13 protein-coding genes and 7 pseudogenes are annotated in these 22,685 nt (G+C 40.5%); 5 read left to right on the top strand and 15 right to left on the bottom strand.

Annotation, left to right across the window (positions count from 1 at the left end; all coding sequences use genetic code 11):
* Positions 1-276 precede the first annotated feature (276 nt).
* Together AACW75_RS12485 and AACW75_RS12480 are read left to right on the top strand one after the other, a co-directional pair.
* Positions 277-765 (top strand): PadR family transcriptional regulator, encoded by a 489-nt coding sequence (locus AACW75_RS12485; protein WP_102428398.1) that lies wholly within the window; start codon positions 277-279, stop codon positions 763-765.
* Between the two features lie 174 nt (positions 766-939).
* Positions 940-1,119 (top strand): hypothetical protein, encoded by a 180-nt coding sequence (locus AACW75_RS12480; protein WP_016800071.1) that lies wholly within the window; start codon positions 940-942, stop codon positions 1,117-1,119.
* A 142-nt stretch (positions 1,120-1,261) separates the two neighbouring features.
* Here AACW75_RS12480 and AACW75_RS12475 read toward each other — a convergent pair.
* A pseudogene (locus AACW75_RS12475) lies at positions 1,262-1,884 on the bottom strand (IS5 family transposase); the annotation flags it as partial.
* A gap of 945 nt (positions 1,885-2,829) precedes the next feature.
* On the opposite strand from AACW75_RS12475, the pseudogene AACW75_RS12470 reads away from it, so the two are divergent.
* A pseudogene (locus AACW75_RS12470) lies at positions 2,830-3,189 on the top strand (hypothetical protein); the annotation flags it as partial.
* A 13-nt stretch (positions 3,190-3,202) separates the two neighbouring features.
* Here AACW75_RS12470 and AACW75_RS12465 read toward each other — a convergent pair.
* From AACW75_RS12465 to ltrA, 5 genes and pseudogenes are all read right to left on the bottom strand, one after another.
* Positions 3,203-3,433 carry a hypothetical protein gene (locus AACW75_RS12465; RefSeq protein WP_016800070.1) on the bottom strand — a complete coding sequence of 77 codons (231 nt, stop codon included), beginning with the start codon at positions 3,431-3,433 and terminating at the stop codon, positions 3,203-3,205.
* A complete protein-coding gene (gene gspS2, locus AACW75_RS12460; protein WP_016800069.1) occupies positions 3,434-3,799 on the bottom strand; it encodes a type II secretion system pilot lipoprotein GspS-beta in 366 nt (121 codons plus the stop codon).
* A pseudogene (locus tag AACW75_RS12455) lies at positions 3,756-4,881 on the bottom strand (alanine/ornithine racemase family PLP-dependent enzyme). The gene gspS2 and the pseudogene AACW75_RS12455 overlap by 44 nt, the downstream one beginning before the upstream one ends.
* A complete protein-coding gene (locus AACW75_RS12450; protein ID WP_237297823.1) occupies positions 4,878-6,083 on the bottom strand; it encodes a DUF1611 domain-containing protein in 1,206 nt (401 codons plus the stop codon). Before AACW75_RS12450 ends, AACW75_RS12455 begins: the two are co-directional and overlap by 4 nt.
* Before the next feature lie 751 nt (positions 6,084-6,834).
* Positions 6,835-8,114, bottom strand: a pseudogene (gene ltrA, locus AACW75_RS12445) (group II intron reverse transcriptase/maturase).
* Between the two features lie 931 nt (positions 8,115-9,045).
* On the opposite strand from ltrA, the gene AACW75_RS12440 reads away from it, so the two are divergent.
* A complete protein-coding gene (locus AACW75_RS12440) occupies positions 9,046-9,231 on the top strand; it encodes a hypothetical protein (RefSeq protein WP_016800066.1) in 186 nt (61 codons plus the stop codon).
* 1,005 nt (positions 9,232-10,236) lie between these two features.
* Here the strand turns inward: AACW75_RS12440 and AACW75_RS12435 are convergent.
* The 6 genes and pseudogenes from AACW75_RS12435 to AACW75_RS12410 form a co-directional block, all read right to left on the bottom strand.
* Positions 10,237-10,473: pseudogene (locus tag AACW75_RS12435) on the bottom strand (recombinase family protein); the annotation flags it as partial.
* Between the two features lie 91 nt (positions 10,474-10,564).
* Positions 10,565-10,825: pseudogene (locus tag AACW75_RS12430) on the bottom strand (recombinase family protein); the annotation flags it as partial.
* 125 nt (positions 10,826-10,950) lie between these two features.
* Positions 10,951-11,865 carry an AAA family ATPase gene (locus AACW75_RS12425; RefSeq protein ID WP_102258280.1) on the bottom strand — a complete coding sequence of 305 codons (915 nt, stop codon included), beginning with the start codon at positions 11,863-11,865 and terminating at the stop codon, positions 10,951-10,953.
* Positions 11,862-12,887, bottom strand: coding sequence for a hypothetical protein (locus AACW75_RS12420; protein WP_016800063.1), 1,026 nt, complete (start codon positions 12,885-12,887; stop codon positions 11,862-11,864). The genes AACW75_RS12425 and AACW75_RS12420 overlap by 4 nt, the downstream gene beginning before the upstream one ends.
* A 3,597-nt stretch (positions 12,888-16,484) precedes the next feature.
* Complete coding sequence (locus AACW75_RS12415; protein ID WP_016800061.1) at positions 16,485-16,916, bottom strand: GNAT family N-acetyltransferase; 432 nt, start codon at positions 16,914-16,916, stop codon at positions 16,485-16,487.
* Between the two features lie 82 nt (positions 16,917-16,998).
* Positions 16,999-18,342, bottom strand: a complete 1,344-nt coding sequence (locus tag AACW75_RS12410; protein ID WP_017102562.1) for an opine metallophore biosynthesis dehydrogenase — start codon at positions 18,340-18,342, stop codon at positions 16,999-17,001.
* A 340-nt stretch (positions 18,343-18,682) separates the two neighbouring features.
* Here AACW75_RS12410 and tnaA point away from each other — a divergent pair, with 340 nt between their 5' ends.
* Positions 18,683-20,098, top strand: coding sequence for a tryptophanase (tnaA, locus tag AACW75_RS12405; protein WP_029203693.1), 1,416 nt, complete (start codon positions 18,683-18,685; stop codon positions 20,096-20,098).
* Positions 20,099-20,162: 64 nt separating this feature from the next.
* Here the strand turns inward: tnaA and AACW75_RS12400 are convergent, their stop codons facing one another.
* From AACW75_RS12400 to AACW75_RS12390, 3 genes and pseudogenes are all read right to left on the bottom strand, one after another.
* Positions 20,163-20,792, bottom strand: coding sequence for a winged helix-turn-helix domain-containing protein (locus tag AACW75_RS12400; protein ID WP_237297821.1), 630 nt, complete (start codon positions 20,790-20,792; stop codon positions 20,163-20,165).
* A gap of 144 nt (positions 20,793-20,936) precedes the next feature.
* On the bottom strand, positions 20,937-21,113 hold the full coding sequence (locus AACW75_RS12395; RefSeq protein WP_016800056.1) for a hypothetical protein: 177 nt from the start codon (positions 21,111-21,113) through the stop codon (positions 20,937-20,939).
* Between the two features lie 543 nt (positions 21,114-21,656).
* A pseudogene (locus AACW75_RS12390) lies at positions 21,657-22,362 on the bottom strand (DDE-type integrase/transposase/recombinase).
* Positions 22,363-22,685: the final 323 nt, after the last annotated feature.

Below are 22,685 nucleotides of genomic sequence, written 5' to 3'. Positions count from 1 at the left end.
TTGAAAATGCAGCTAGAACAATATTAGTCAAAAACAAGATTATATGTAGCAAAGCGGAAAGAGCGGTATGGTTACCACAAAGCCTATCAACAACTCAAAATCAAAAAACGGATAATTATTAATTATTAATTACCCTTCAACCTCTTGCGATAGCTGACAGGAAGAAGCATAAAGACGTCAGGTTAATAATCGCCCCAATAATGATGAAAGTCGTTTCACTTAACATCTCAGCGCATTCAAGCCGACCGCATTGTAATAATTGAAGGAACTAAAAAGATGTCACTACGTTACGTCATATTGACGTATTTAAATGAAAACCCCCACTCAGGTTACAGCGTCACCAAAGAAATCAACAAATCCCATTATTGGAGCGCCGTCCTACAGCATACTTATCGAGAGATTAAGGTATTGCACAAAGAAAGATGGATAGAAGCGCATGCGAACTGTGCTTCAAAAGGCAACGCTTTCACTATCACCGAACTTGGTAAACAAGCGCTAATTAACTGGCTATCGACACCGGTGGCCACCTGTCAGCATAGAGATTCGTTTTGTATAAAATTGATGAATCATTCTCTCGCACCAACAGAATTAAGCCGTGAGATAGACCTCAGCATCAAAACCACCCTCACGGTATGTCAATATTACGAACGAACCTTGAAACAACCGCAATTAAACGCTCGTCAAACCCTTATCCTCAAAAAGCGACTCGCAGAAGTTCAATTGAATTTGGATTGGTTCCAAGACATCCAGAAGACCTTGTTTTGAAAACGTCCACTCAAAGCAAAGTCGTTAAAAAAGAAATTGACCACATCGCCAAATACATTACACCTCAAGTTCATTCTGGCCCCGTCAAGCACGCACCCAGAATGAACTTGAAGAGAACGACATCAGCCAAAATATTAAAATAGTGGGATTGATTCATAATAAGGAGAACACCTCATGGACAAAAGAACCGTACCAGCCCATCAGCGCATGGAAATACCGCTTAAACCCAACCACGCCTTACCATATCCAAGTAAAACCGTGCCAGAAAAATTAAAGCAGCAGACCAAAGTTCGTCGCCGCATTGAAGACATCCTTGAAGCCCAAGAATTTGATGCGCTTTGGAAGGATGGGTGAAATAGAAGACAATAAAGCACGGCCGCTTTGTCGCGTAATTCAGTTTAGAGGCCATTTTTCACCGTTTGATATGCTTTTTAATCAATACGACAGGTTTCAGGCATCCCAAGCTTCTACAGCGCTTTGAGCATGTCTAAGTTTATGAAAGTAAACGTTTGTGATAACCAGACCGCTGTTTCCAATACTTATTGGAACCGGACACCTCCGGACAACCAGCCGCGAGATTTCGGGAGGGGGATGAGCTCAAACGCGAGTTTAATCTGAATTGCATAGTAACAAGACCTCGTGTCATAGCGCCATCGCCAGATACCTCTATGAGACTTCGGCGTGTTTATTTGAGTAAGTTCGGGAGCACTTCTCCACCGGTAACATTAGATAAACTTAACTCAGCAGCAAGGATTTCCGGCGTCTTGGTATCGACCGCTAAGTGTAACTTTCGCCATACTCTAAGCTTCCCATCTGAACAAGGTTTTTACTTCCTACTTACCTTCACCATAAACCTTGATGCCTCTCTACTCAATGGCTAGGCACAGCATTGCGCCTCTTGCTTTTGTTTTAGATGAGATATCTACCTCTTTTGCATGGCGAATGATACTTTTGTTATGTGGGCAGCTCAACGGAACATGAAGCTAGCCTAAATATTGAATCGATAGACCCTTGCAGCGATCTCAATGGCATAGAGAAGACTCGTTTCACCATTAACGCAGTGGTAGTAATAACTAAATCACTGAATCGACGTGACCTACCACGCTGGTTCTGTTTGCTTTACGTCCCCCCACTTATCGCCTCGGGACCTATCAGAGCTAATAGGAACTAATACAGGTAAAGGAGACCTCTTTTTATTTGTACTGCAATTTATCTAACTCATAATTGTCCGTGCGACCTGAAGTCGTATGAAGCGTTGTTCACCACGCAGAGTGAACCATCTGTATCACCAGATGACCCTAAGAGCCTGAATAAAGCAGCGGCTCTGACAACGTAACGAAGCTTGGTCGTTAGGCTGTGCGGGAGCAAAATCGTGAGAGGATGTTCCTCCTGATAACCTCAAAATCGGGTGAGTGCTAGGGAGTCAATATGATGAATGTAATGTGAATCCATTTAAGGCGCGTTATGTGATGAAACAGCGGAAGTGGTTAATACGCTGTAGCCAAAAGGCAACGAGAGTCGGAAAGAGATTGGACAATGCTCTTTCGTGGTCATTGTACTCTCCGCACCATTGTGGGCATCTAAGTTGACATTTTTACGCGACATACGGAACAGGGTAAGCCTGTATACCTCCCTATGGGAAAGCTACCTGTGAAGGTGGCCGATAGGTATGCAGGTAAAGGAGGTTAGAGAAAGCAAATGCCGCTTTGTAATGAAGTGGATACAGATTTTTATCTGGCGCGAAAGCGAGCTGACTTCTAACTGGTCTCCCGTTGCGAAAGAGTTTGAAGAACTTTATTGAAGAAGAAAAGCAAATGATGATTTCGAATGAAATTAGTGCATCTTCTTACAACGAACCGTGGTCTCTCAATTACTGAGTGCTCATTGGCGAGGTATTAAAGCTTCAAGTGCGTATCGCAAAGGTAATTAACACGAAGAGCTAATGTTGCGATCAACTTTTGGTCTCGCTCTAGTCCTATAACGATTTAATTACTGGGTGCTTCACTGTGCCTTTGTGGAGGCTTGAGCCGTATGCAGTGAAAGTTGCACACGGTTCTGAGGAGGGTGGCACCTGGTAACAGGTGCCGTCTATCCGACATTTCCTTTCGGCTTGAAGAGATTTGGCGGATCAAAACCAAACTAGAGATTGATAGTAGTTGGATGTAGCTTGCGTTACTTAACTGAGCCATTCTTGATAACAAACTAAGATCGAGTGATTTTCTCTACTTCCGGGGTTGCGAGGTCTCTTCGCAAAATAGGATATTTAGCCGTGTTAAGCAGATTCAGAGAAAAACAGACCTTGAAGTTCAATTTGAGAAAAAGACAAGAACTCAACAGAGTCTCATGAAATGGATTTTGATGACTTCCAACAGCCAGCAATTTTCTTTTCCAAGCCAAATGCGAAAGCAACAACCGATTAAGTATATACAGGCTTAAATTAAAAGTTGGAATGTTCGATTTTCTTCTTTGATTTGTAGGCTTTCATTGAAATTTTTAAGACAAGTTGTTCTTGTTTCGTTGAAATGAGCTGCTTAGTTAAAGCTTTGTGGTGTAGGTCCGTGATAAAGTTTTTTTCCCAAGGCGTAAGGCGGTCAAACCTTAATAAAATAGTGTCATTTAGTACATTGAACAACTCGTATTGGCTTTTATCCATTCGACTGCTGAGCATTCAATTAGAGCACTTAGCTAGAGAAATGACGTTAAGGCTTTCTACGTTATCATTTTTGCCTAAGGTAATGATTCGATAAGAGACCCCCCTCTCTAATAGTGGTCTTATTTCGATGTTGTCACAAAAACTAACGGCGACTTTTTCTACTAAGCTGTCCATATTCAAAGTTTTCTTTTTTACGAAAATAAGAGTGACACTATTGCCCTCTGACTGAGCATTTACGAGTGTGATTGAGCCTAACTCTTGTGGCAGTTGGCTTGAGATAACCGTCGCTCTATAATCGGCAAGCCCATTAGATTTTATTGGGCTTATCTGACAACCGTTAAGCATGACACTGACGAAGAAAATTACTGTTGTTCGTAGCATTATGCGCTTCTTCTCCCTTTAGGTGCCTTAAAATATTTATGGATATAACGTGAAGACATAGAAGATAAGAGCGCACTGTAATCTAAACTGAATGTGACTTTTTCCCCTACAAGTAGTGGTTTCTGTGAGGATTCAAGGACAAAGTGATCGCTAGTTGAAGACATGATCTTAATCCCATTCGGAGCCTTAAGCCCGCTGACACAAACATCTTGGCGGCCTAATGCTAGAATAGCTTGTGAGACCTCCCCTCTATCTTGAAGGCTTTCTTTTTCACCAAAAGCATTTAACCCCCGACTCCCCCAAGGCAAAGTCGGTTTAGTCTTGGATTCAATCACTTCAGCGGTCAAAGAAACCGCATCCGTATGTAAGCCTTTGATATTTTCGTGCTCTAAAGGCTCACAGCCTAAAAAAATTGCTTCTCCTATACGAAGGTTATTGACTCGAGTTAAGCCTGTTCTCTGAAGAGCCCAGTTAACTGAAGCAGAATTACCCCCTGAAATAATTTCTAGACTGATCCCAAATGTAGCTTCAATTCCATCGGCAAGCTCAGAAAGAATATTCATTTTTTGATCATCTGGAGCGACACCATACCGACAGGCCAAATTCGTACCAATTCCTTTTATCGTGATGTTTGGTAAAGAAATAACTTCTCGGATAAAATCAATAATATGATGGGGCATCACACCTTCTCTGAGATCGCCAAGCTCAACCATAATAATGATACCGTGACGGCAATTTTGTTGTTCCGCTGCATGTGAAAGCCTCTGAATCACTTCAACTTCAGAGTTTAAACTCATATCACTGTATTTTATTACGCTCGCCACTTGACTTAGCATGGGTGTACGTATCAGCATTTTAGGGATAGCAATGCCAGATTCAGTCATCTTTTGAAGATTTTCGATTCTTGAATCGGCTAACATTGTTGCGCCAGCATCAATAAGAACTTGTGCGATGATAGGGTGGCCGAGGAAGGCTTTTGTTACAGGTGTAACGGATATATTTTTTAGTGAGAGCTGAGTAATCAGGAACTGAGCGTTATGGTGAATCTTCCCACAATCAATGTCTAATCTAGGGTAGTTCACCCTTTTGCGGCCAGTTTTCTTGCTATCATAGGGAAGGCTGACGTTACGATGTGCAGTAGATGTTCGACAGGCTGTGATAATGCATCAGTAACCGGTATACCAAATTCGGTAGTGTAGCTGTCTATCACACAGCGTGTTTCATCTAAAGACATATCTTCATGATTCAGTGTTAGTCCAATAACATCGGTATTAGAAAACGTTTCGATAAGATTGATTTCTGAGGCAATCGAAGGCATTGGGCAATCAGGAAAATCACTACGATATAAACGTTTAGGAGCATGTTGCAATATCACACCCGCTGGACAACTGCCACGTAAGATAAATGCGCTGGTTGAAAACGCAGGGTGACTCAAGGCTCCTTGCCCTTCAATAATAATCAGGTCCGGATTTTCTTTTTCATAGGCCTGTACAATGACAGATTCCAACTCACCGGCACAAAATTGTGAAGGGACAGCATCGAGTGCAACGCAGTATTGCGCGCCTTGCATAATACCTGTTTGACCAGTGGCAATCAGAACGACGTTAAGGCCTTTTCTAGTCAGTTCATTCGCCAATATTGTTGCTGTTGTTCGTTTTCCTAGCGCGCAATCCGTCCCCATTACAGCAATTCTCGGACATTTAACGTTGTGTATTTTGCCGCTAAACGTTTTCAGATCGCCTTTACTTTTGGGTTTGCGAGTATCGAATATTCGAACGTTATTCTTTAAGCTAGCTTCTAAAAATAGAGGATCATCAGTTAGGAATTCATGCAAGCCATTTACGATGTTCATTCCTAGTGACATGGCATTTAAAATGATGCTTTTATCTAAGTCAGATAAAAAACCACTTGATGGCGCAATGCCAAAAATGAAGTAATCGGGAATGCTTTCCGCGTGAATGATAGCTTCTTCAGCATTGGCAAGGATCGGTATTCCATTGGCTTTGTTATCAAGTACTTCTCCAGCATCTAAGCCGGCAGATACACTATCAATAACCGATAGAATACGATAGCTTAATGAATGCCTCACTAGCCCATTAGCGGTTTTACCATCAATTTCACCGAAATTACCTTCGCAATATATAATTGCCGAAGGGATGACAGGTTTCACTTTCTGAGCAAGTGGTAGCCAAGGAGCAATATGAGTTACATTGTAGTTGGTTTTGAAATTTTCAATTCTAGTGAATTTGAAGATGTTTCTTAACTTTTGGGTTGAAATGGACATAATTAAAGCCTGCGGTGAGGCTTAGGAGGGCAACTAAGGAGTGCCGAGATGCGAGTTCGGAAAAGAAAAGAAGTCCCTACTAAGCGGTAGGGATAAAAACCAAGGTAACACACTTACCAGACTATTGTTGGTTAATATTAAGACACTTCTGCGTCTATCACTTTGAAAATTAGCCCTTACTAGAGTGAGTTATCGCCCGAGAATCGACTCAATTAACATCCTAATATCAACACAGATACCTAAACCGTTCAACTTCCTCATCAGTACGTGTTGGCATTGCTTTGATAAGTCTTCCTCTGCGCTTGGGAGCTCGTCTGTTTAGGTTTGGATGCTCTCACTTTTCGATTTTTAGGTTTACTCATAAACTGACCTGATAATATTCCACGAATGACTTCCCCTATCGCCTCAGAAGATAGCGATACTTGCGCATCATTCACATGGGCAAACGAAGCGTTGACGGAATACGCTTATGACCTAACAACTGCGGTGCCATTCATCATTTTTGACAAAAGACCATCTCAGCCCCGTCACCTCTTAAATTAGACAACCCATTAAAAGGAGCAATTTTAGCACCTTAAAACGATTTTAAGCTGCTTTGGCTCTTCCATACTTAAGATGTGTGATTAAGCTATTTTTTACGGTTTTGCTTAATGCCATCACAAGGATTCTCCATACAAGACGCTGCTGAACAGCATACTTAAAAATAGAACGAAGCAATCGAGTAGGAGGAGGCCTCGCAGCCTCCGTCCTCTCACACCACCGTACAAGCGTGGGTCGCATACGGCGGTTCCGAATATACTTTCAGTGACTCGTATCCATCTCTTAATGAGTACAGCCCCAACCCCTCGAACCATTTTATTGGCATGGCGTGATTAACCTGTGGCGTTAAAGCTAGATGCCACCAACCCTTGCCTGACATCGCTAGCTTCCACGCATTACGCTCAGTTACACCTTGTCGCTGTAACCATGTCGCTATGCTGTGTCTGCGTTTGCGCTGCTTTAGTCGGTAGCACCTTAGTCTACGCCGTATCCATTCATCTAAGCGCTGCATTGCACTTTTACGAACAGTAAGCTTGAAGTAGTGTTGCCATCCTCTTAGATATTGAGTTAACTCCGTGACTCTCGTCCTCGATTTCGCTTCGTTATCTGACGCACTCGCTTCTTCATTTGAGCTTGTGCCGTCTTCGATATCTGGATTGTTCCGTCTATCTGGAAGCGATGGCTTAGGTAAGTTCGCTCTGTCACTCCCGTTGCTGCACTTTTCTCACGGTTTACCGTCAGCTTTAGTTTCTGCTCCAAAAACTCCGTTATCGACTCTTTGACTCGATGAGCGGCTTCCTCACTACGCACGTAGATTTGGCAGTCATCTGCATATCGACAGAACTGATGCCCTCTACGCTCTAACTCTTTATCCAGTTCATCTAATACGATATTTGACAGTAGCGGAGATAATGGCCCACCCTGTGGTGTGCCTCGTTGTCTCTGCTCAACTAACCCATGTCGCATTATGCCTACCTGTAAGTATGACCTAATTAGCTTTAACACGCGTTTATCAGCAATATTTTGTGACAGCCTGTGCATCAGCCTATCGTGATTCACTGTATCGAAGTATTTTGCTAGGTCGATATCTACTACATAACCTCGACCTTCTCGGATGTAGCGACTTGCAGCCGTCAGTGCATGATGTGCACTGCGGTTTGGTCTAAACCCGTAACTGCTATTGCTGAACTTCGGCTCATAGATATCTGATAGCACTGATGTGATTGCCTGTTGGACTACCCTATCAAGGACTGTTGGGATACCTAATTGCCTTACGCCACCGCTAGCTTTGGGGATTTCTACACCAAGAACAGGTTGAGGTTGATAGCTTCCATCCAGAAGACTCTGGCGAAGCTCTTGCCCGTTTGATGCCTGTCGAAGTCTTGAGATAGTGGCGTTGATGTCAAGCTTGTCGACTCCTGCACACCCTTTGTTCTTCTTCACGCGTCTAAGAGCTTGATTCAAATTGGTTGAAGAGCAGATTTGCTCCATCAACGAAGTTGAGGTCACCAAGACTCGCCCTCCTGTCTACGCCGACCATGCTTGTCATTCTTCGTATCCATAAGCTTTACTTGAGGTATTGCCCTTTGGGACGTAGAGATGAGTTTCATCTTGCTATGACTCCACATGATTGAGTGTCTAGTGACTGCTTCTTGATATATTCAGTTCAGGCCTTCCCTTGAGTTGTACATTCTCAAAGTACTATGCCTTCTGCTGACTTCTTATTGCTCATCACACAACATCACTGCTGTATTAGTCTCTATTGAGACAAACAATAAGATCTCCCGAGGTAAGGCGTTGATCTTTCCCTTGGCTGTGCCTGATTTACCACTACACACTTCCCGTCGAGGCATTGGGCTATTCTATCTATGGTTAGGTTGCCCAAGTTGTAATGGCCTACTATCAGATTTCTATTCGTCACAACCAAGTTTTGCCATTTGCTTCCTTCAGATTTCACCTCACGGTGAACACCCTTGCATAGGCTAACGGTTCTCGCTCGACTGAGCCCGTAGAGGACTTTCACCTCCTAGATCAACGCCATGCTCGGCGCACCATCAAGGTTACGGTTGGCAGCGCCAGCCTAAGTCAACTAAATTCATCAAATCAACGTTGTACATGGTATGAATCAAGGCTACTGACGGGATAGCACACAAACTCTGGCAATAAATGTCTTTTCAAGGCACTCCTTGCTGTCCCTATCGAATCAAATTTCCATGTCGTGCACACCATAAACCATACATGACTCCTTAACCAATTCATCAAATTTATTGCAGGATTATTAGACAAAAAATCCCTTTATACAGAAACCATTTCCAACGTGTTCCAATCTTAGCCGAGTGGTTAACTCGCGCAGCTCAAGAATCTACCTTACCGCCTTTTGACCACTTTTTTCTTAATTCAAAAAGAGTGGCAAGAGTTGAAAATGGCGAGTTGGCTACATGACTGTGGAAAAATCACGACACCCGAAGGTGTGGTCAAAAAAGCAACAAAACTGGAAGCGATTTATAACCGGATCCACGAAGTAAGAATACGCTTCAAGCTTCTTAAACGTGAGGAAGAAATTACGAAATTGAAGTCTTTGGTGCAAGCGTATCCAGTTGGATGGTGAGATCAAATAATAGAAAATTGTGAACAGTTGAATCAATATTTTTAATTTTTAGCTCAGCTTAATTTGGGAGCAGAGTTTATCACACCAACTGAACCTAATATCATCTCACGAATGTGGACTCTAACCTTAAGTAAACAACTCGGTACATCTTCAGAAGAAATGAAGCAGTACACGAAAAAAGATAAATACCCAGCCGAAGCAATATCAGGCGAATAAAGGATAAATGCACAACTTAGGTATTCAGAGCGGCACGTTAACAGAGAAAGAACGGTTTATCATCAACGATCACATTGTTCAAACCATCCATATTTTGGAGTAGCTACCGTTCCCACAACATATTCGAAACTTGGCAAAAATTGCGGGAGGCCACCATGAGAAAATTAATGGTAAGTGTAACCTATGGGCTTAACGGGCTCAGAGATGCCTCTTACCACAAAAGTCATGGCCATTGCCGATCTCTTTGAAGCGTTGACCCTGCTCTGTTCGCTTTTTTTTAAGTTCGAGGGTTTGTAAACGTCTTACTGATGACTATTTACAGCCTGAGCAAATTGATGAAGTAAATATTAACGATTATTTAACGTGATATCGACGTTAAGAGCCTGTTCCTAGTCGTCATAAAGAGAAGAGGCCGATACGCGAACGTTGTTTCTCTCGTCCTTTCTACTTTCTTCGCAAACGTAATCTTCTCGCATCGGCTCAAAACTTGTTACGCCGTCACAATATATAATCCTGACACCTTAACCTAGATTGTCTTCTAGTCTTATGGAGTCGGTAGATTCGAAATCCTTAACGAGCACCTCATGTACCTAAACCGCCTTTACGGTGGAGTCAAAATCGGTCGAATTCACCTAGATATATCTCGGCGGATCTTGTGGGACAAACTGTCATGCGGCCTCCTAAAAACTGCATCGAACATAAAAACAAAACCCAGTACACTTAAACGTCCCCTCAACCGTTTTCATGAAACGTAAAGCTGGAAAAAACAAGCCCTATTTTCGTGCCAACCCCCTCATTACAGCGCTGCAAGATGTGTTTTCTTTCCATCTTGGTGGTGTAAATGATCCGGCCTACATAGCTATTGAGCTCCAAATAGCACAAATCATGAAAAACCAAACCGGCTTTCTTTTGCGCGAGCTGAGCGGTAATTTGCAATGCATCGATGGTATTACGCGCCATCCAATCGACTTTGGTAACGTGAATAATGTCCCCTTCCCTCGTAAAGCCCAACAACTGGTTTAGCTGTTAAATTTGAACGTCGGACGTTTAGTCTTAGGTACTGACACGGACATAGACAATTTTCATGAAATAAGCCTAGAATAAAACCAAATTTGGCGCCTAGTACTGTTGCCATTATCCGACACAGCATTGAACCATCCAGTTGCAAATTCTGATTAGCAATATAGACGATAATTTTATTTTCCATGCTCACTTAGAGTGCTTTGAGCACTTGTGAGGTAAGACGTGCAATACGGCTGACTTCTACAAACACCAAATTACCTATCCCAACCTTTTTGGTAGAGTCATAGAGCCCGTGCTTTTAGTTTGCTACATATTGGTTGTCTGAAGAGACTCCTAAATATGCGTAGTTCACCATGTTTTCACCTTAAATAAGATTATCTAAGGTAGACAAAAAAGTGAACGGATATAAGAAAGTGCGAACAGAGTCAGACAAAAAGACAGCACCGAAATTCGGTGCTTTTTGAAAATGTGAGAGCTAGCTTACAAAACGTCTCTGAGGTTTTTACGCTCTTCAATTTCTTCTTGTTCCGGGATAGTTCCAGGCAGCGTAATTTTTTTTGGATTTTGCTTAATACTTTGCACCGATCGAACAGACTTAGACGTCTTGGATTTCAAACTGAATACCTGTGGATTAATCGTAAGGTTTTGTCTTACTTCAACCGCAAACTCTTGATTTTCATTTTCAGGTAAATAATTACTCTTAAGGTACTTAATCGACAGGAAATCCTTGTTTCTCTTTAACGTAAATAAGCACTTTGTTAATCGCATTATCGACGTTAAACCAGCCCCAGATGCCATGGTAATTTCTTGATTACCACGAATTTCCTCTTTATTCACATGATGAACAAGCAATAAACTAGCGCCTGATTCACTGGCAAGGCTTTGGAAGACATTTTTGATTAAGCGATCGTGTTTGACTTCCTCACAACGGCCTATTGACTCAGTCACGGTGTCTACTATCACTAAATCGAATTCAGAGAAAATTTGTTTGAGTTGTTCTAAATACTGCTTATGTTCTACTTTTTCTTGTGCAGAGCTGTCGGGCGGGAGCACTATCGGTTCAATGTCCGTTAAAAAATGTAGATTTTTTTTTAGCTCTGACTTAATGGTGGCAGTGCAATTAACCAGCTTTTCTTTCATTCGAGATTGAATCACGCCAGCCCCGTCTTCTGAACTCAGTACCAAGGTTTTAGCCGGTTTGTCGGCCGCGCTCATCCCTAGTAAAGACATTGAAGAAGCGTGTTCCATCGCAATACAAAGTGCAAGGTGAGATTTACCGACATTCGGTGCGGCAATCAACATACCTACATGCCCTTTGAGTAAGCCTTTTATACTGAACTCTAGGCTTTGGCTCGCAGGTGAAGACATCAAGCTATCAAGAGATTGAGTAATCATGATTTACCCTCCCCAATATAAAAGATCTGTATACCATTACCAACATCGCGAAATTGAAGACTAAAATCTTTTTCAATTTGCACGGCATTGGCCAACAAATCTTTTCTTAGATCGCTACGGAAGCTATGGCTGACTTTAGAAGCAATAGACTGAATGTAACTATCGAGCGCCCATTCAAACTTTTTGTTATGTAAAAATTCTGCTTTGTGCGTGGTAATGTATTTTAAGAATGAGCGAACTGACGGTTTACTATAGTTGGTCATTTTGTGTTGTTCTAATCGATAATAGTAACCATGGTCGCGTATCGCTTGTAGCAAGCGCATGTCTGGCACTAAGAATACATGGTTAGTTAGATTCTTACTGTTTTTACGGCCGGTTTTGAATTTACTTCGATCACAATAGAAACGGTAATCTTGCACAAATTCTAAGGGCTTTTTGCCTACAACGTTCTGTTCTTCATCGAGTTCATTAATCACCAAATGAGCCGTTGCCAATTGAGTAATACGACGCTCAATTTGATCGTAGTTCGGACGAGTTGTCGCCATTCCCATTCGGGTTGCTAGCTCATACATACTCATCGATAAAACGGTTGCATCCCGGTCAATAAAAGAGTCGAAACCATCTTGTTGAGTGTCAGAAATATCACCATCAGAAATGGTTTGATATACTTGGGACCAATTTAAACGAGATCCCGCTTCATAAGAAGCATCGTCGAGTTGAATAGTTTGAGCATAGGCCAGCATAGTCTCGAGGATATCGCGATGAGGTTGTAGGAGATAATCTACATGTAGATCAACCCTGAAGCTTTTCCCATAGCTATTAATATTAACACTCTCTAATGGGTGATTTGGATCTGTACCACCACTCTGAGCAATTTGAATCAATTTTGACTGCATCGTTGAAGTCAAACGAGAAGCAGGATGAAAAATAGTTGCTCGAGAGAACAGAATCGATGAGATAAACCGATTTTTTCGGTCTTCTTCATTAATAACCGTCAGGCTAGAGTTGGATGATAACGTCATGATCATTACCTAAGAATGAGATAGTATCATTTTAACAGATAACCTTACTTACCTCATCAACTTCGGTAGATGTCTATATTATTTCGGTAAATATCTATAGCTCGTCACATAAATTATGTATAAATATCGGTAAATAACTACTTGTTTCGGTAAATGTTTAGTTACTTCACAATGATCAAACTATGTATTTAATTCATAATTTATCTAATGTTTTGATCGTTTTATAACCAATTTAGGTTAATTATCATAAGTTAACTTAAATTAATGATCTTACCTTCCTTTTAGATCGGCTAATGTTAATACTAAAAAATCTTATTTCGGTAAATGTTTATATGTATGATCGTTTAATATCAATATAAAATCGGTAGATGTTGATATTGAATCGGTAGATGTTGATATTGAATCGGTAGATGTTGATACATTTAGATGAACTCTAAGAAACTAGAAACTTTAGGATCTAGTTTCAAGATATACCAACTTCACTTAGGCTCAGTCGGTAACCCAACAACTAACATCAAATCTCGAGAGATTTTTGATGTTAGTTGTTGGGTAAATGTTAGTTATCTAATGATTTTATGTCTTACTTTTAATGTTTAGCTATATTTTTTACCAATTGCATGTAATTGATAAACGGGTTGGGTTTGTAGTGGTCTAATGATCTTAGGTACTAAACTAGGTGGTTAATCGCTACTATTAATACGGGCTCTTATGGTGAAGATCTTTTCGTTTTTTAGATCATCCCAGGCTGTAAATCAGTTTCATGCATTACTCGTCACTGCGCCTGACTGAATTAAACGAGCTTGCTATGTCTCCTCGACTTTTTATGCAGTCAAACCTATTTATCATTTAAATCTACTTACGAAAAGTTTCTCTCATGCGAACTAAAGAAAGAGCTTCAACATTAATGGAACACTTTGGTGTGGATCATGTGTAGCTGCGATATTGTTGGTTACAGCATGTGCTAATCTACAGAGGTTAGACAAAGAGTCTGCATTTACCTAACCTCTTTGAAGTGAGTTCGTTACAAACTTCATCAGGAAAGACATCCTGACACCGATGACAGTAGTTTTGATAGAATGAGAAGTGATCCTAAGACAAAACTATATGTAGCGAAGAGAAGCAGAGGGACTTTCGATAAGAGAAACACAAAGATTTTTGAAACGCTATATCGTTTGTAAATTTCCCTCCATTATATTGAAAGATTTTTCAGTTATGATGTAAGTATTGACATGGGATCGTCAATGCTCCCATGGAGAAGTTATTCATAAATTTGAAAATCGAGTGGACACAAGCTCAGTCGCTATTACCTGATGAGCTACTACAATCGGCAATAGCCTCCTCAAGCAAATGATGAGGCCTATAGATTTAGGATTGGACAAAGGTTGATTCGTGTTGTGATGAGTTGTGTGTGTTGAGCGCTGATTATATTAATGACAGTGGGATTAATTTGCCTTGGGAAGAACCTTAAGTGCCAACGCCAGAAATCAAATATTACGAACTCTCGAATTTCAAAGGTTAAGTCAATAATTATAATTTACCGCCCCTTTCTCTCACTCTTGGATAGAAATTGGCTTCAGAGGCTATTTCTACTGTCGTCCCTGAGAAGATTAACTTTAAAATCGACTTAAACTTTGTTGCGTGAATGAAATCCAACTTTGACGAATGTGTTCCTGAAGCTTGCTCTGAAATTACTGAGTATTAAATTGAAATTGTCGGTAGGTGCTGTTCCACTCCACAACCGAACAAGCTCGCGAACGTTGTAGGAATACCAATGTCATGCAACCACGCTAACTTTGTAGCAATCTTTATCAACCCTTAGATGGGAAATTACGTTTATCGCTTAATGGGGCTTTATCTTTCTTTAGAGGCAAGAGTATAGTGGTCCAATAAAATTGGTCACGGTTTTCAAGACAATCAATCGTTCTGAGCCAATGGGTGTCAGAACATCATTATACTGATATGGCCTAAGTTGGCTGGAATATCTAATTATGTATTGGATGATTTTTTGAGTCTCTGCAAAGCTGCGATAATTTATTGCGGGAATCTACTTAGTATTTAAGCTTCTAAAAAACGTTCGATTGTCACCTACTCCCTGCAATTTTTTCGTCGAGATAAGTTTTTTATCTGGAAGCACCGCAGTAATTGATGATACTTTCCACTTATTTAGTGACAGCCTTGGCCGCTGCGGTCCATGATATTTTTAGGTTTCCGACGAGCTTGTAAGCCATCGATAAACTTTATCTCTTGTCCGACTGTTAAACCATCAGCAGAGTCGTGGTTTTTTTAATATTTTCCCCGTCTTGAAATGTGTTTATACATTGAGGACTAATTATGACCATCCCAAATAAACACTACGTTAAGTGCACTCAGCGAGATTACATACTAGGCTTTAAATACAGGTTGTGGATACCATTGAAAAAGGAGAAATGGATTATTTAGTCAGTTCAAGGAAGAGCACGATGCCGAAATCACCGAGGGCGGCAAGAAGCCTTCGAAAAGAAAGTAAGCGTAATTAGGGCTTGTTCGTTACGCGATATTTATCTTTAATGTGTATATCAGAGAGAAAAATTGTCAAGGTGAGCTTGCACTAAGGCGCTTCATGTCTCGACTAGGAACTCACAAGCTTCACTTCTCTTACTAAAACCTCAATTGATAGCTAAAGGAATAAACCTGGGCCGCGATGTTTAGTTTAACTACCTTCAAGAAGAGCGGTTGCTGGTTAAGCCAAAATGGAGTTACACCAAAACAATGAAAAAGGCATTGAATGAAAAAGCATCCGAACTTGGTAAAATAAATGTTTTCTTCAAAGGTAGAGGAGTTTTTGGTGAGCTACATGACTTATGTTCAATCTGATGAGGGCGTTCATTAGTTGTCATTGTCAACGGACGCCTTCATTCGTAAGATGAACAGGCCAAATAATATGTATGAAAAAACAAAAAATTCCGTTACAGGCTTGCTAAAAATCGTCAACCTATTTAAGACGAGATACCTTCTTTTAAAATTCACGAATTTCTAGTTGTTCAGATGTCATAGGTGAGGCATTAGGGCTTTCTCTCGTAGATCTGTCTAGCGAATAGCAGAACACCGCTTAGCTTTAATTTCGATGTTTGAAGCCACATATGCCAAGCAGATGAACTGTTCTCTTCTAATACTCTCCTACCCTGCCCTCCTACCAGTATCCAAGCACAATGTAGTGTCTCAGTCACACCTTAATTACCGGTGTGATTTACGCTGTGGTATCGACGCTTCATGTTGCTATTTTTTTCTGGTGCAACCGACATATAAAAATCGAGGTCCAAACTCCTTGGTTACTCGCTGTCTCGCCTTTACTTTGGCTTGGGATAACCAGGGGGCTTGGGGCAATTTATAACTGGTGACCGATTGAATACGTTATTTTAGCTTGGGTCGGAGTGGTGTGTGTTGTCTTTTCGCAACTCACTGGCAATATTAGTTTCGCCCTTTTCTTTTTGATTGGGTATCAAGAAGGTTTGATGGGCTTTTATAGAAAAACAGTTTTAGATTGATTTGATTGTGGGAAAATTTGTCAATGCTCAGGCTGAGCATTGACAAATTTCATGGTTTTTTGAAAGATAATGATTAGTGTGCTGATTTGTATTTTTTCCAATAATCAAAGCTGTTGAGTAGGGCAAGCTCAATACCTTGTTCATGGTATTTATACGACACATAAAATCGTTCGATGTAAGCGTAGAAAGATGGGAGACGTTGTTGGAGAGCCGGCCTTTTTTTAGGAGGATGGACACTAACCATTAGGTAACCTATGACTTGTTTATTCTTTTTTGTTTCAGCGACAAAAAAATAGATATTTTTATTGTTTAGCTTCTCCTTCATCATTGATTCCGTAAAAACTAGATCAATGATTCTGATTTTACTGAAATTGTAATCACTTAAGCTGTATTCGTTCTGCTCTCTCTTGTAATGGCTAATTTTACTGTGGCTGCCTGTTAGTTGCTCGTGACACAGAGCATTGATAGAGGATATGTCGTTGAGCGTCGCTTTTCTTATTAACACCTTAATCTCCTTTTTCCTGTTATCTTTTTGAAGCAAAACGCTAAAATGCGAATTAAAAGATATGTGTGTCCCCTAGTAATTACTAGGGGCTAATAGATGGGGTTGCATATTCGTAATATTCTTTTGCGCGTTGTTTTAAAGCCTGGATTAGCGTATTTGGTAGGTTTCTTTCTTTTATCCAATTTTCAAACACTTCTATTGAGGGAAATGTGACAGAAGAGATTAGGCTTGAGCTTTGAACTAAGTGGTTAAGCCAATAAAGGGTCTGTAGGTCTTCTAGAGGAGTTCTGGGGAGTAGTAGTCTTCCTTTTCTAACTTTTCCTTTGATATAAGGTTTGGCTGAAACCTCAAAGGTTTTACCTTTTGAAAACGGGTCTGGGTCTATCAGGATTGTGCTATATCGTATGTAGAGTAGATATTCCTGCTCTATCTCATCAAGCTCGTTGAAAGAGACTATTTTGTCCTTGGGGATAGTCTTTTCATGTACTCGGTGATGTTCATCATTTAGCAACTGCAGTAGATTAATCGGTTGAGCTGAGTAATGTTCAAGTAGGCGAGAAACTGATTTCCAGTGCAGTAGTAAATCCCTAATCGAACTCATGGTGATTGGCCCTTCTGGGTACAGTTTATACATGTACTTAACTTCGTCTTCCTTAGACAAAATGTGATCTAATGAAAACGTATTGATAATAAAAGCAGGGTGTACATAAGTAGCAATGTTTCTGCCTTCCACACTGAACGAGTTATCTAAAGGGATGACTTGAACATCAATTTTTTCTAAAGCGTTTCGCAAGGCGCTCAATAAACCATCATTGGATTTAGACTGGTAAATATAAACTCGTTTTTTTACTGTTTTGGTTCTGACCGTGAGGACCCTATTTTTGTCCGTCGGGTTAGAAGTAAAATAAGACGTCGCAAAGTAGCTAGAGAAGAGCATTATATTTGGAGAGGCTCCTTTCTTTTTTAACATTCCTTCTAAAATAAGACACCCACCGAGCATTGAGGACATAAGAATGATTTGTTTTAAGTTCTTTAATAAAATTTCAGAAAAGGAAGACAACACATCACAATAGGCGTGAGCTGGAGTGGCTAAAACTAACGTATCCCAAGAGGAGGGAAGGGGAGATAGCTCTGTATAAAGTTCATTAAACTTAACTAATCCGACTAGTGTCGCTAATTGTGGTTCATTCACCTCACAACAAACAACGTATCCGTGTTGTTTGATTAATCTTTGCCTATTTTCCCACTGAGGGGAGCTTTTGCCGATGAGGGCTATTTTTTGACTAAGAGGAGCCATAATTTGGCTAGTTTGAATGCCGACCGGCCCCGCTCCAGCAACCAATGTGTTCCCTAGTATCATAATGGGCTCTCCATATTTCCATTTTCCTTCTAATTTATATGCTCTAGGTATATTTTTCATTCTCATACCACTACTTTTATAGTGCTACTTTCTAAGTCCATTGTTTATTTAATTATCTTTATTAATTAAAAAAACGGTGATGTCATTTGGTCAGGTTTTCTCATGGCTATGATGCTTTTTTAGAGGGCTTTTAGGTGTTGTTAATATGTTTATTAATATTTAATTTACGCTGAAATTAATACCAAATTTTATTTATTTGATTAATCTTTATTTAAGTTGGGAAGGAGAGGTTTGGGTGTCCGAATAATGGGCTTCTTTAGTTATTTCTAACCAACTTACCCTTAATCGTTGGAAAATGTTTGGAGAGAACCCTATGTCAGCAATTAGCAACAATCAAGAACAGCCTATGGATTCACACTATTTGCCGGAGCCGTATCGAATCCGGGTTATTGAACCAGTTAAAAGAACAACAGAACAAGAGCGAGAGCTGGCGTTAATGAAAGCGGGGTACAATCCTTTTTTGTTAGATAGCGATAAAGTGTTTATCGATTTACTGACCGATAGTGGCACCGGGGCAGTAACGCAGGCCATGCAATCCGCAATGTTGAGAGGTGATGAAGCGTACAGCGGCAGTCGAAGCTATCGGACGCTTAGCCAAACGGTAAAAGATATATTTGGCTATCAGTTTACTATCCCTACACACCAAGGACGTGGCGCTGAACAGTTGTATGTACCTGCCTTGATCAATAAGCGTGAACGAGATAAGGGGCTAGAACGAGAAAAGATGGCCGCATTTTCAAATTACTTTTTTGATACCACTCAAGGGCACACTCAAAAAAATAACTGTCGTGTGATGAATGTGCCTTCTCGTGATGCCTTTAATACTGAAGTTAAGAGAGATTTTAAAGGCAATTTTGACTTGAAAGCGCTCGCGTCTGGCATTGAAGAGATCGGGGCTAAAAATGTGCCCTATATTGTGAGTACGATTACTTGCAATTCTGCAGGTGGTCAGCCAGTTTCTCTTGCCAATTTGAAGGCTGTTTATGAGTTAGCGCAGTTTTATGATATTCCCGTAGTTATGGACTGTGCACGGTTTGCAGAGAACGCCTATTTTGTAAAGCAACGCGAAGAGGGATATGCTGAATGGAGCATTCAAGAGATAACTAGCGAAGCTTTTAAATATGCCGATATCTTTGCTATGTCAGCGAAAAAAGATGCGATGGTTCCTATTGGGGGATTGCTTGCTTTCAAAGATGAAAGCTTGTTAGATGTTCAATTAGAATGCAAAACATTATGCGTGCTATTGGAAGGCTTTCCAACCTATGGCGGGCTTGAAGGCGGTGCTATGGAGCGCCTAGCTGTCGGACTCTATGATGGGATGGAAGAAGATTGGTTAGCTTCCCGTCTTCAGCAAGTTGAATATTTAGTAAATGGTCTTGAAGCGTTAGGGGTTCGTTGCCAGCAAGCTGGCGGTCATGCTGCATTTATTGACGCAGGTGTGCTCTTACCTCATATTCCGCCGGAACAATTCCCTGGGCATGCTTTATCTTGTGAGCTTTATAAAGTGGCGGGTATTCGTGGGGCTGAAATAGGGTCCTTATTGCAAGGGTGTGACCTTGAAACTGGTGAACAACTGCCTTGTCCAGCGGAACTGTTGCGTTTAGCCATTCCCAGAGCAACCTATACGCAAGCTCACCTTGATTACATTATTGCTGCTTTTAAAGAAGTGAAAAAACGCGCCTCATCTATTTCAGGTTTGAAGTTTACTTATGAACCTAAAGTATTGAGACATTTTAACGCTACGTTAGAACCTGCACTCTAAGTTGTACCCCCCTTTGCTGTGAATAAGGGGGGATTTAGTTATTAATAACTAAATTGACGAGGTGTTAGGGGTTTATTGAAGGTTTTTTGCTTGCCTGAACTTGGGAAGAGGCGAGGATTAATTTCAGTTCATCCTTTTTTGTTAAACAGATTTGGCTTGATTGATTATTAAGGTTCACGTTAACAACTTCAAGTTCGTATCGAAAATAGAAATAACTGATTAGTAGGACCGCGAGGGTTGTTGAAGATAAGCCGATGAAAGTCCATTGGTATAATTTTAGATGATTGGTTGCTTTTTTGAGAGGACACGAAAAATTAGAGTGACGTGGTAACTTTATATCTCTCGGCGGGTCTAGTGAGGTTTCAAATTCAGGAATATGAATCTTGTAACCTTTTCTTGGGATGTTGACGATTTTGATGCTATCAAGGTCTAGAACTTTTCTTAGGTTAGTTATCGCGACTGGTAAAGAGTTAGGCCCGATGATATCTGGGCTCCCCCAAGCGGCAATAATTAACTCTTCTTTGGTTGAAATGAGTTGTTCTTTCTTAATCAGAGTTTCAAGGATACAGCTTTCAGGTAGGGTAATTGAAAATGACTTTTGATTGCTAAGCATCAATTGAGCCCCTGATTCATCCCTGTGTAATATACAATTACCTATAGGTAATTGTAGGTTTTCGAGATGCGCTTTTAACATAGTGTTTCTCCATATTTCTAGAGAGCGATGGTTAAGACAGTTAGTTTTTCTAGTGCTTTATATAATGGCTCATTTTTTGAATACTATTTACAAAATTTTGAATAAATTTGAAGTTAAACGAAATATTAGTTAAGGCGTTTTGTTTCATATGAAGCTAAAGGTCAGCTCTTTTCCTCCTTTGTCGTTTAGGTAAAACTGCATCCAACGCCAGTCCTTCTCCTTACAGGCCTTAAAAGTGCAGTGGATATTTTTTCCTTTAACAATATCGTTATCGCAGAAATCTATAAATGATTGAAAAGAGCGGCAGATCAGTGTTTCCATATTAGTAGTCCTTTTGAAAATTTATTCATATACACATCTCTAATTTATCTGTGTAGATGAATGAATTTTAATAAAAAATGATTATTAATAATTTTAGATTACCCATTTGGCAATGGCTAAAATTTAGGCCATTCCTCATAGGATTTTTTTGATAATTTATAAATAAATTATCAAAAAAATCATCTATTTATAGTGATATTTTAGTTTTTTAAAACTGGGGTTTTGGAGGGTTAAACAACAATAAATTTTTGACTAATACTCTCATTCTTCCTGTTTTATATAGTTGCTTCTTCTCTGTCTACGAGATCCCTTGAGCCTGTTATTTTGCTTTTATTCCTCAATTCGTTACGAAAGAATCGGAACTCTTAATCGAGCTGCAGCTATTCGTTTTTTGGTGTACTTACTAATCTAATGTTTAGTAGTACAGATTTCATTGCGTTTTGGGGGCGTCTAGCTTGAACTTGGGTCACTAAAAAATAAAATAGGTTAGCTTATGGTCTTTGATGGTCGGCGGAATATTGATTGTTCTAGGGGGTGTAGTGGTCAAAAGTACCGGACACTGGCTGAAGGGCCATTAACTGGTGACAACCCATCATTTTCTTGAGGGCGTTGCCGATTGTAAGGACTCATCAGGTAATAGCCGTTGTCTTTCTTGTCCTGAGCTTGTTCCAGGTAGCTTGTTTCTGGTACCCACTCGGCTTTCAAGCTTCTAAATAACCTTCTATGGGAGTGTTTTCCCAACAATTACCACGAAGGCTCATGCTTTGAGTTGTCCTGGCATCCTTGATATTAATAGAACATCATGTTCTTCGCCGCCCCCGTTTCTTCTAAGCCAGCCCTAAAGCTTTAGATGCTAATTCAGCATTGGACTTATCTGATAAAGGCCAGCCCACAACGCGTCGACTAAATAGGTCAAGCACTACTGCTAAGTAGGCCCACTTCGAACCAGACCTAAGATAAGTAATATCGCCGCACCAAACACTATTTGGAGTACGGATTTTTCTCGTTCTAATCGGTTAATATGGGCTTCTAACTCTTGGATTTTCTTTTACTCAGACGTGAGGGCTTTGGTCGTTGGAGTAACCCCACCTTGCTCAATTTTGAGTTATTCGACCCAGTGTCGTAAAGCTGTTTCACGTATTCCATAGAGCTAGCTGCTTCAGGGATGGAGTCCCCTTGGTCAAGAACCAAGCTTGCAGCATATATTTTTGAATTCAGTAGAAAATGTACGTCTTTGTCGTTTTGCCATTGAACCCCTCATTTATGAGGTCCGGGATCAGGATGCCACTACAGGAGAGAGCCTTTTGGACGTGAGAAGAATTAAGCCTTATCATTATTTATTAATAATAAATTAATGGTCTTTATATTTGGCTAAGATAATAATTCGATTGTTAGGTTCACCTAGAACCAAACACTCTGCACTTAGCCAATTTTTGGGTTATAAGGATGAAGTTACCCTAGGTCAAATAGAATAAGGAAGGAAGTTTCCCAAGCCAACCTGTTCTTGATGGTTTAGTCGCTTGTAGTCATCCTATTTTTTCGATTTGGCATAGAGGGAGGTGACAAACAAGT

The sequence above is a fragment of the Vibrio sp. L3-7 genome, from assembly GCF_963898195.1.
Taxonomy (GTDB): domain Bacteria; phylum Pseudomonadota; class Gammaproteobacteria; order Enterobacterales; family Vibrionaceae; genus Vibrio; species Vibrio echinoideorum.
This window is presented reverse-complemented; position numbering and strand designations above follow the sequence as displayed.

Excerpts from the sequence above, each read along its gene's own strand:
- gspS2 (WP_016800069.1), bottom strand. The coding sequence starts at position 3,799 with ATGCTACGAACAACAGTAATTTTCTTCGTCAGTGTCATGCTTAACGGT.
- AACW75_RS12465 (WP_016800070.1), bottom strand. The coding sequence starts at position 3,433 with ATGCTCAGCAGTCGAATGGATAAAAGCCAATACGAGTTGTTCAATGTA.
- AACW75_RS12395 (WP_016800056.1), bottom strand. The coding sequence starts at position 21,113 with ATGGAAACACTGATCTGCCGCTCTTTTCAATCATTTATAGATTTCTGC.
- AACW75_RS12450 (WP_237297823.1), bottom strand. The coding sequence starts at position 6,083 with ATGTCCATTTCAACCCAAAAGTTAAGAAACATCTTCAAATTCACTAGA.
- AACW75_RS12485 (WP_102428398.1), top strand. The coding sequence starts at position 277 with ATGTCACTACGTTACGTCATATTGACGTATTTAAATGAAAACCCCCAC.
- AACW75_RS12480 (WP_016800071.1), top strand. The coding sequence starts at position 940 with ATGGACAAAAGAACCGTACCAGCCCATCAGCGCATGGAAATACCGCTT.
- AACW75_RS12410 (WP_017102562.1), bottom strand. The coding sequence starts at position 18,342 with ATGAGAATGAAAAATATACCTAGAGCATATAAATTAGAAGGAAAATGG.
- AACW75_RS12425 (WP_102258280.1), bottom strand. The coding sequence starts at position 11,865 with ATGATTACTCAATCTCTTGATAGCTTGATGTCTTCACCTGCGAGCCAA.
- tnaA (WP_029203693.1), top strand. The coding sequence starts at position 18,683 with ATGGATTCACACTATTTGCCGGAGCCGTATCGAATCCGGGTTATTGAA.
- AACW75_RS12440 (WP_016800066.1), top strand. The coding sequence starts at position 9,046 with ATGGCGAGTTGGCTACATGACTGTGGAAAAATCACGACACCCGAAGGT.
- AACW75_RS12420 (WP_016800063.1), bottom strand. The coding sequence starts at position 12,887 with ATGACGTTATCATCCAACTCTAGCCTGACGGTTATTAATGAAGAAGAC.
- AACW75_RS12400 (WP_237297821.1), bottom strand. The coding sequence starts at position 20,792 with ATGTTAAAAGCGCATCTCGAAAACCTACAATTACCTATAGGTAATTGT.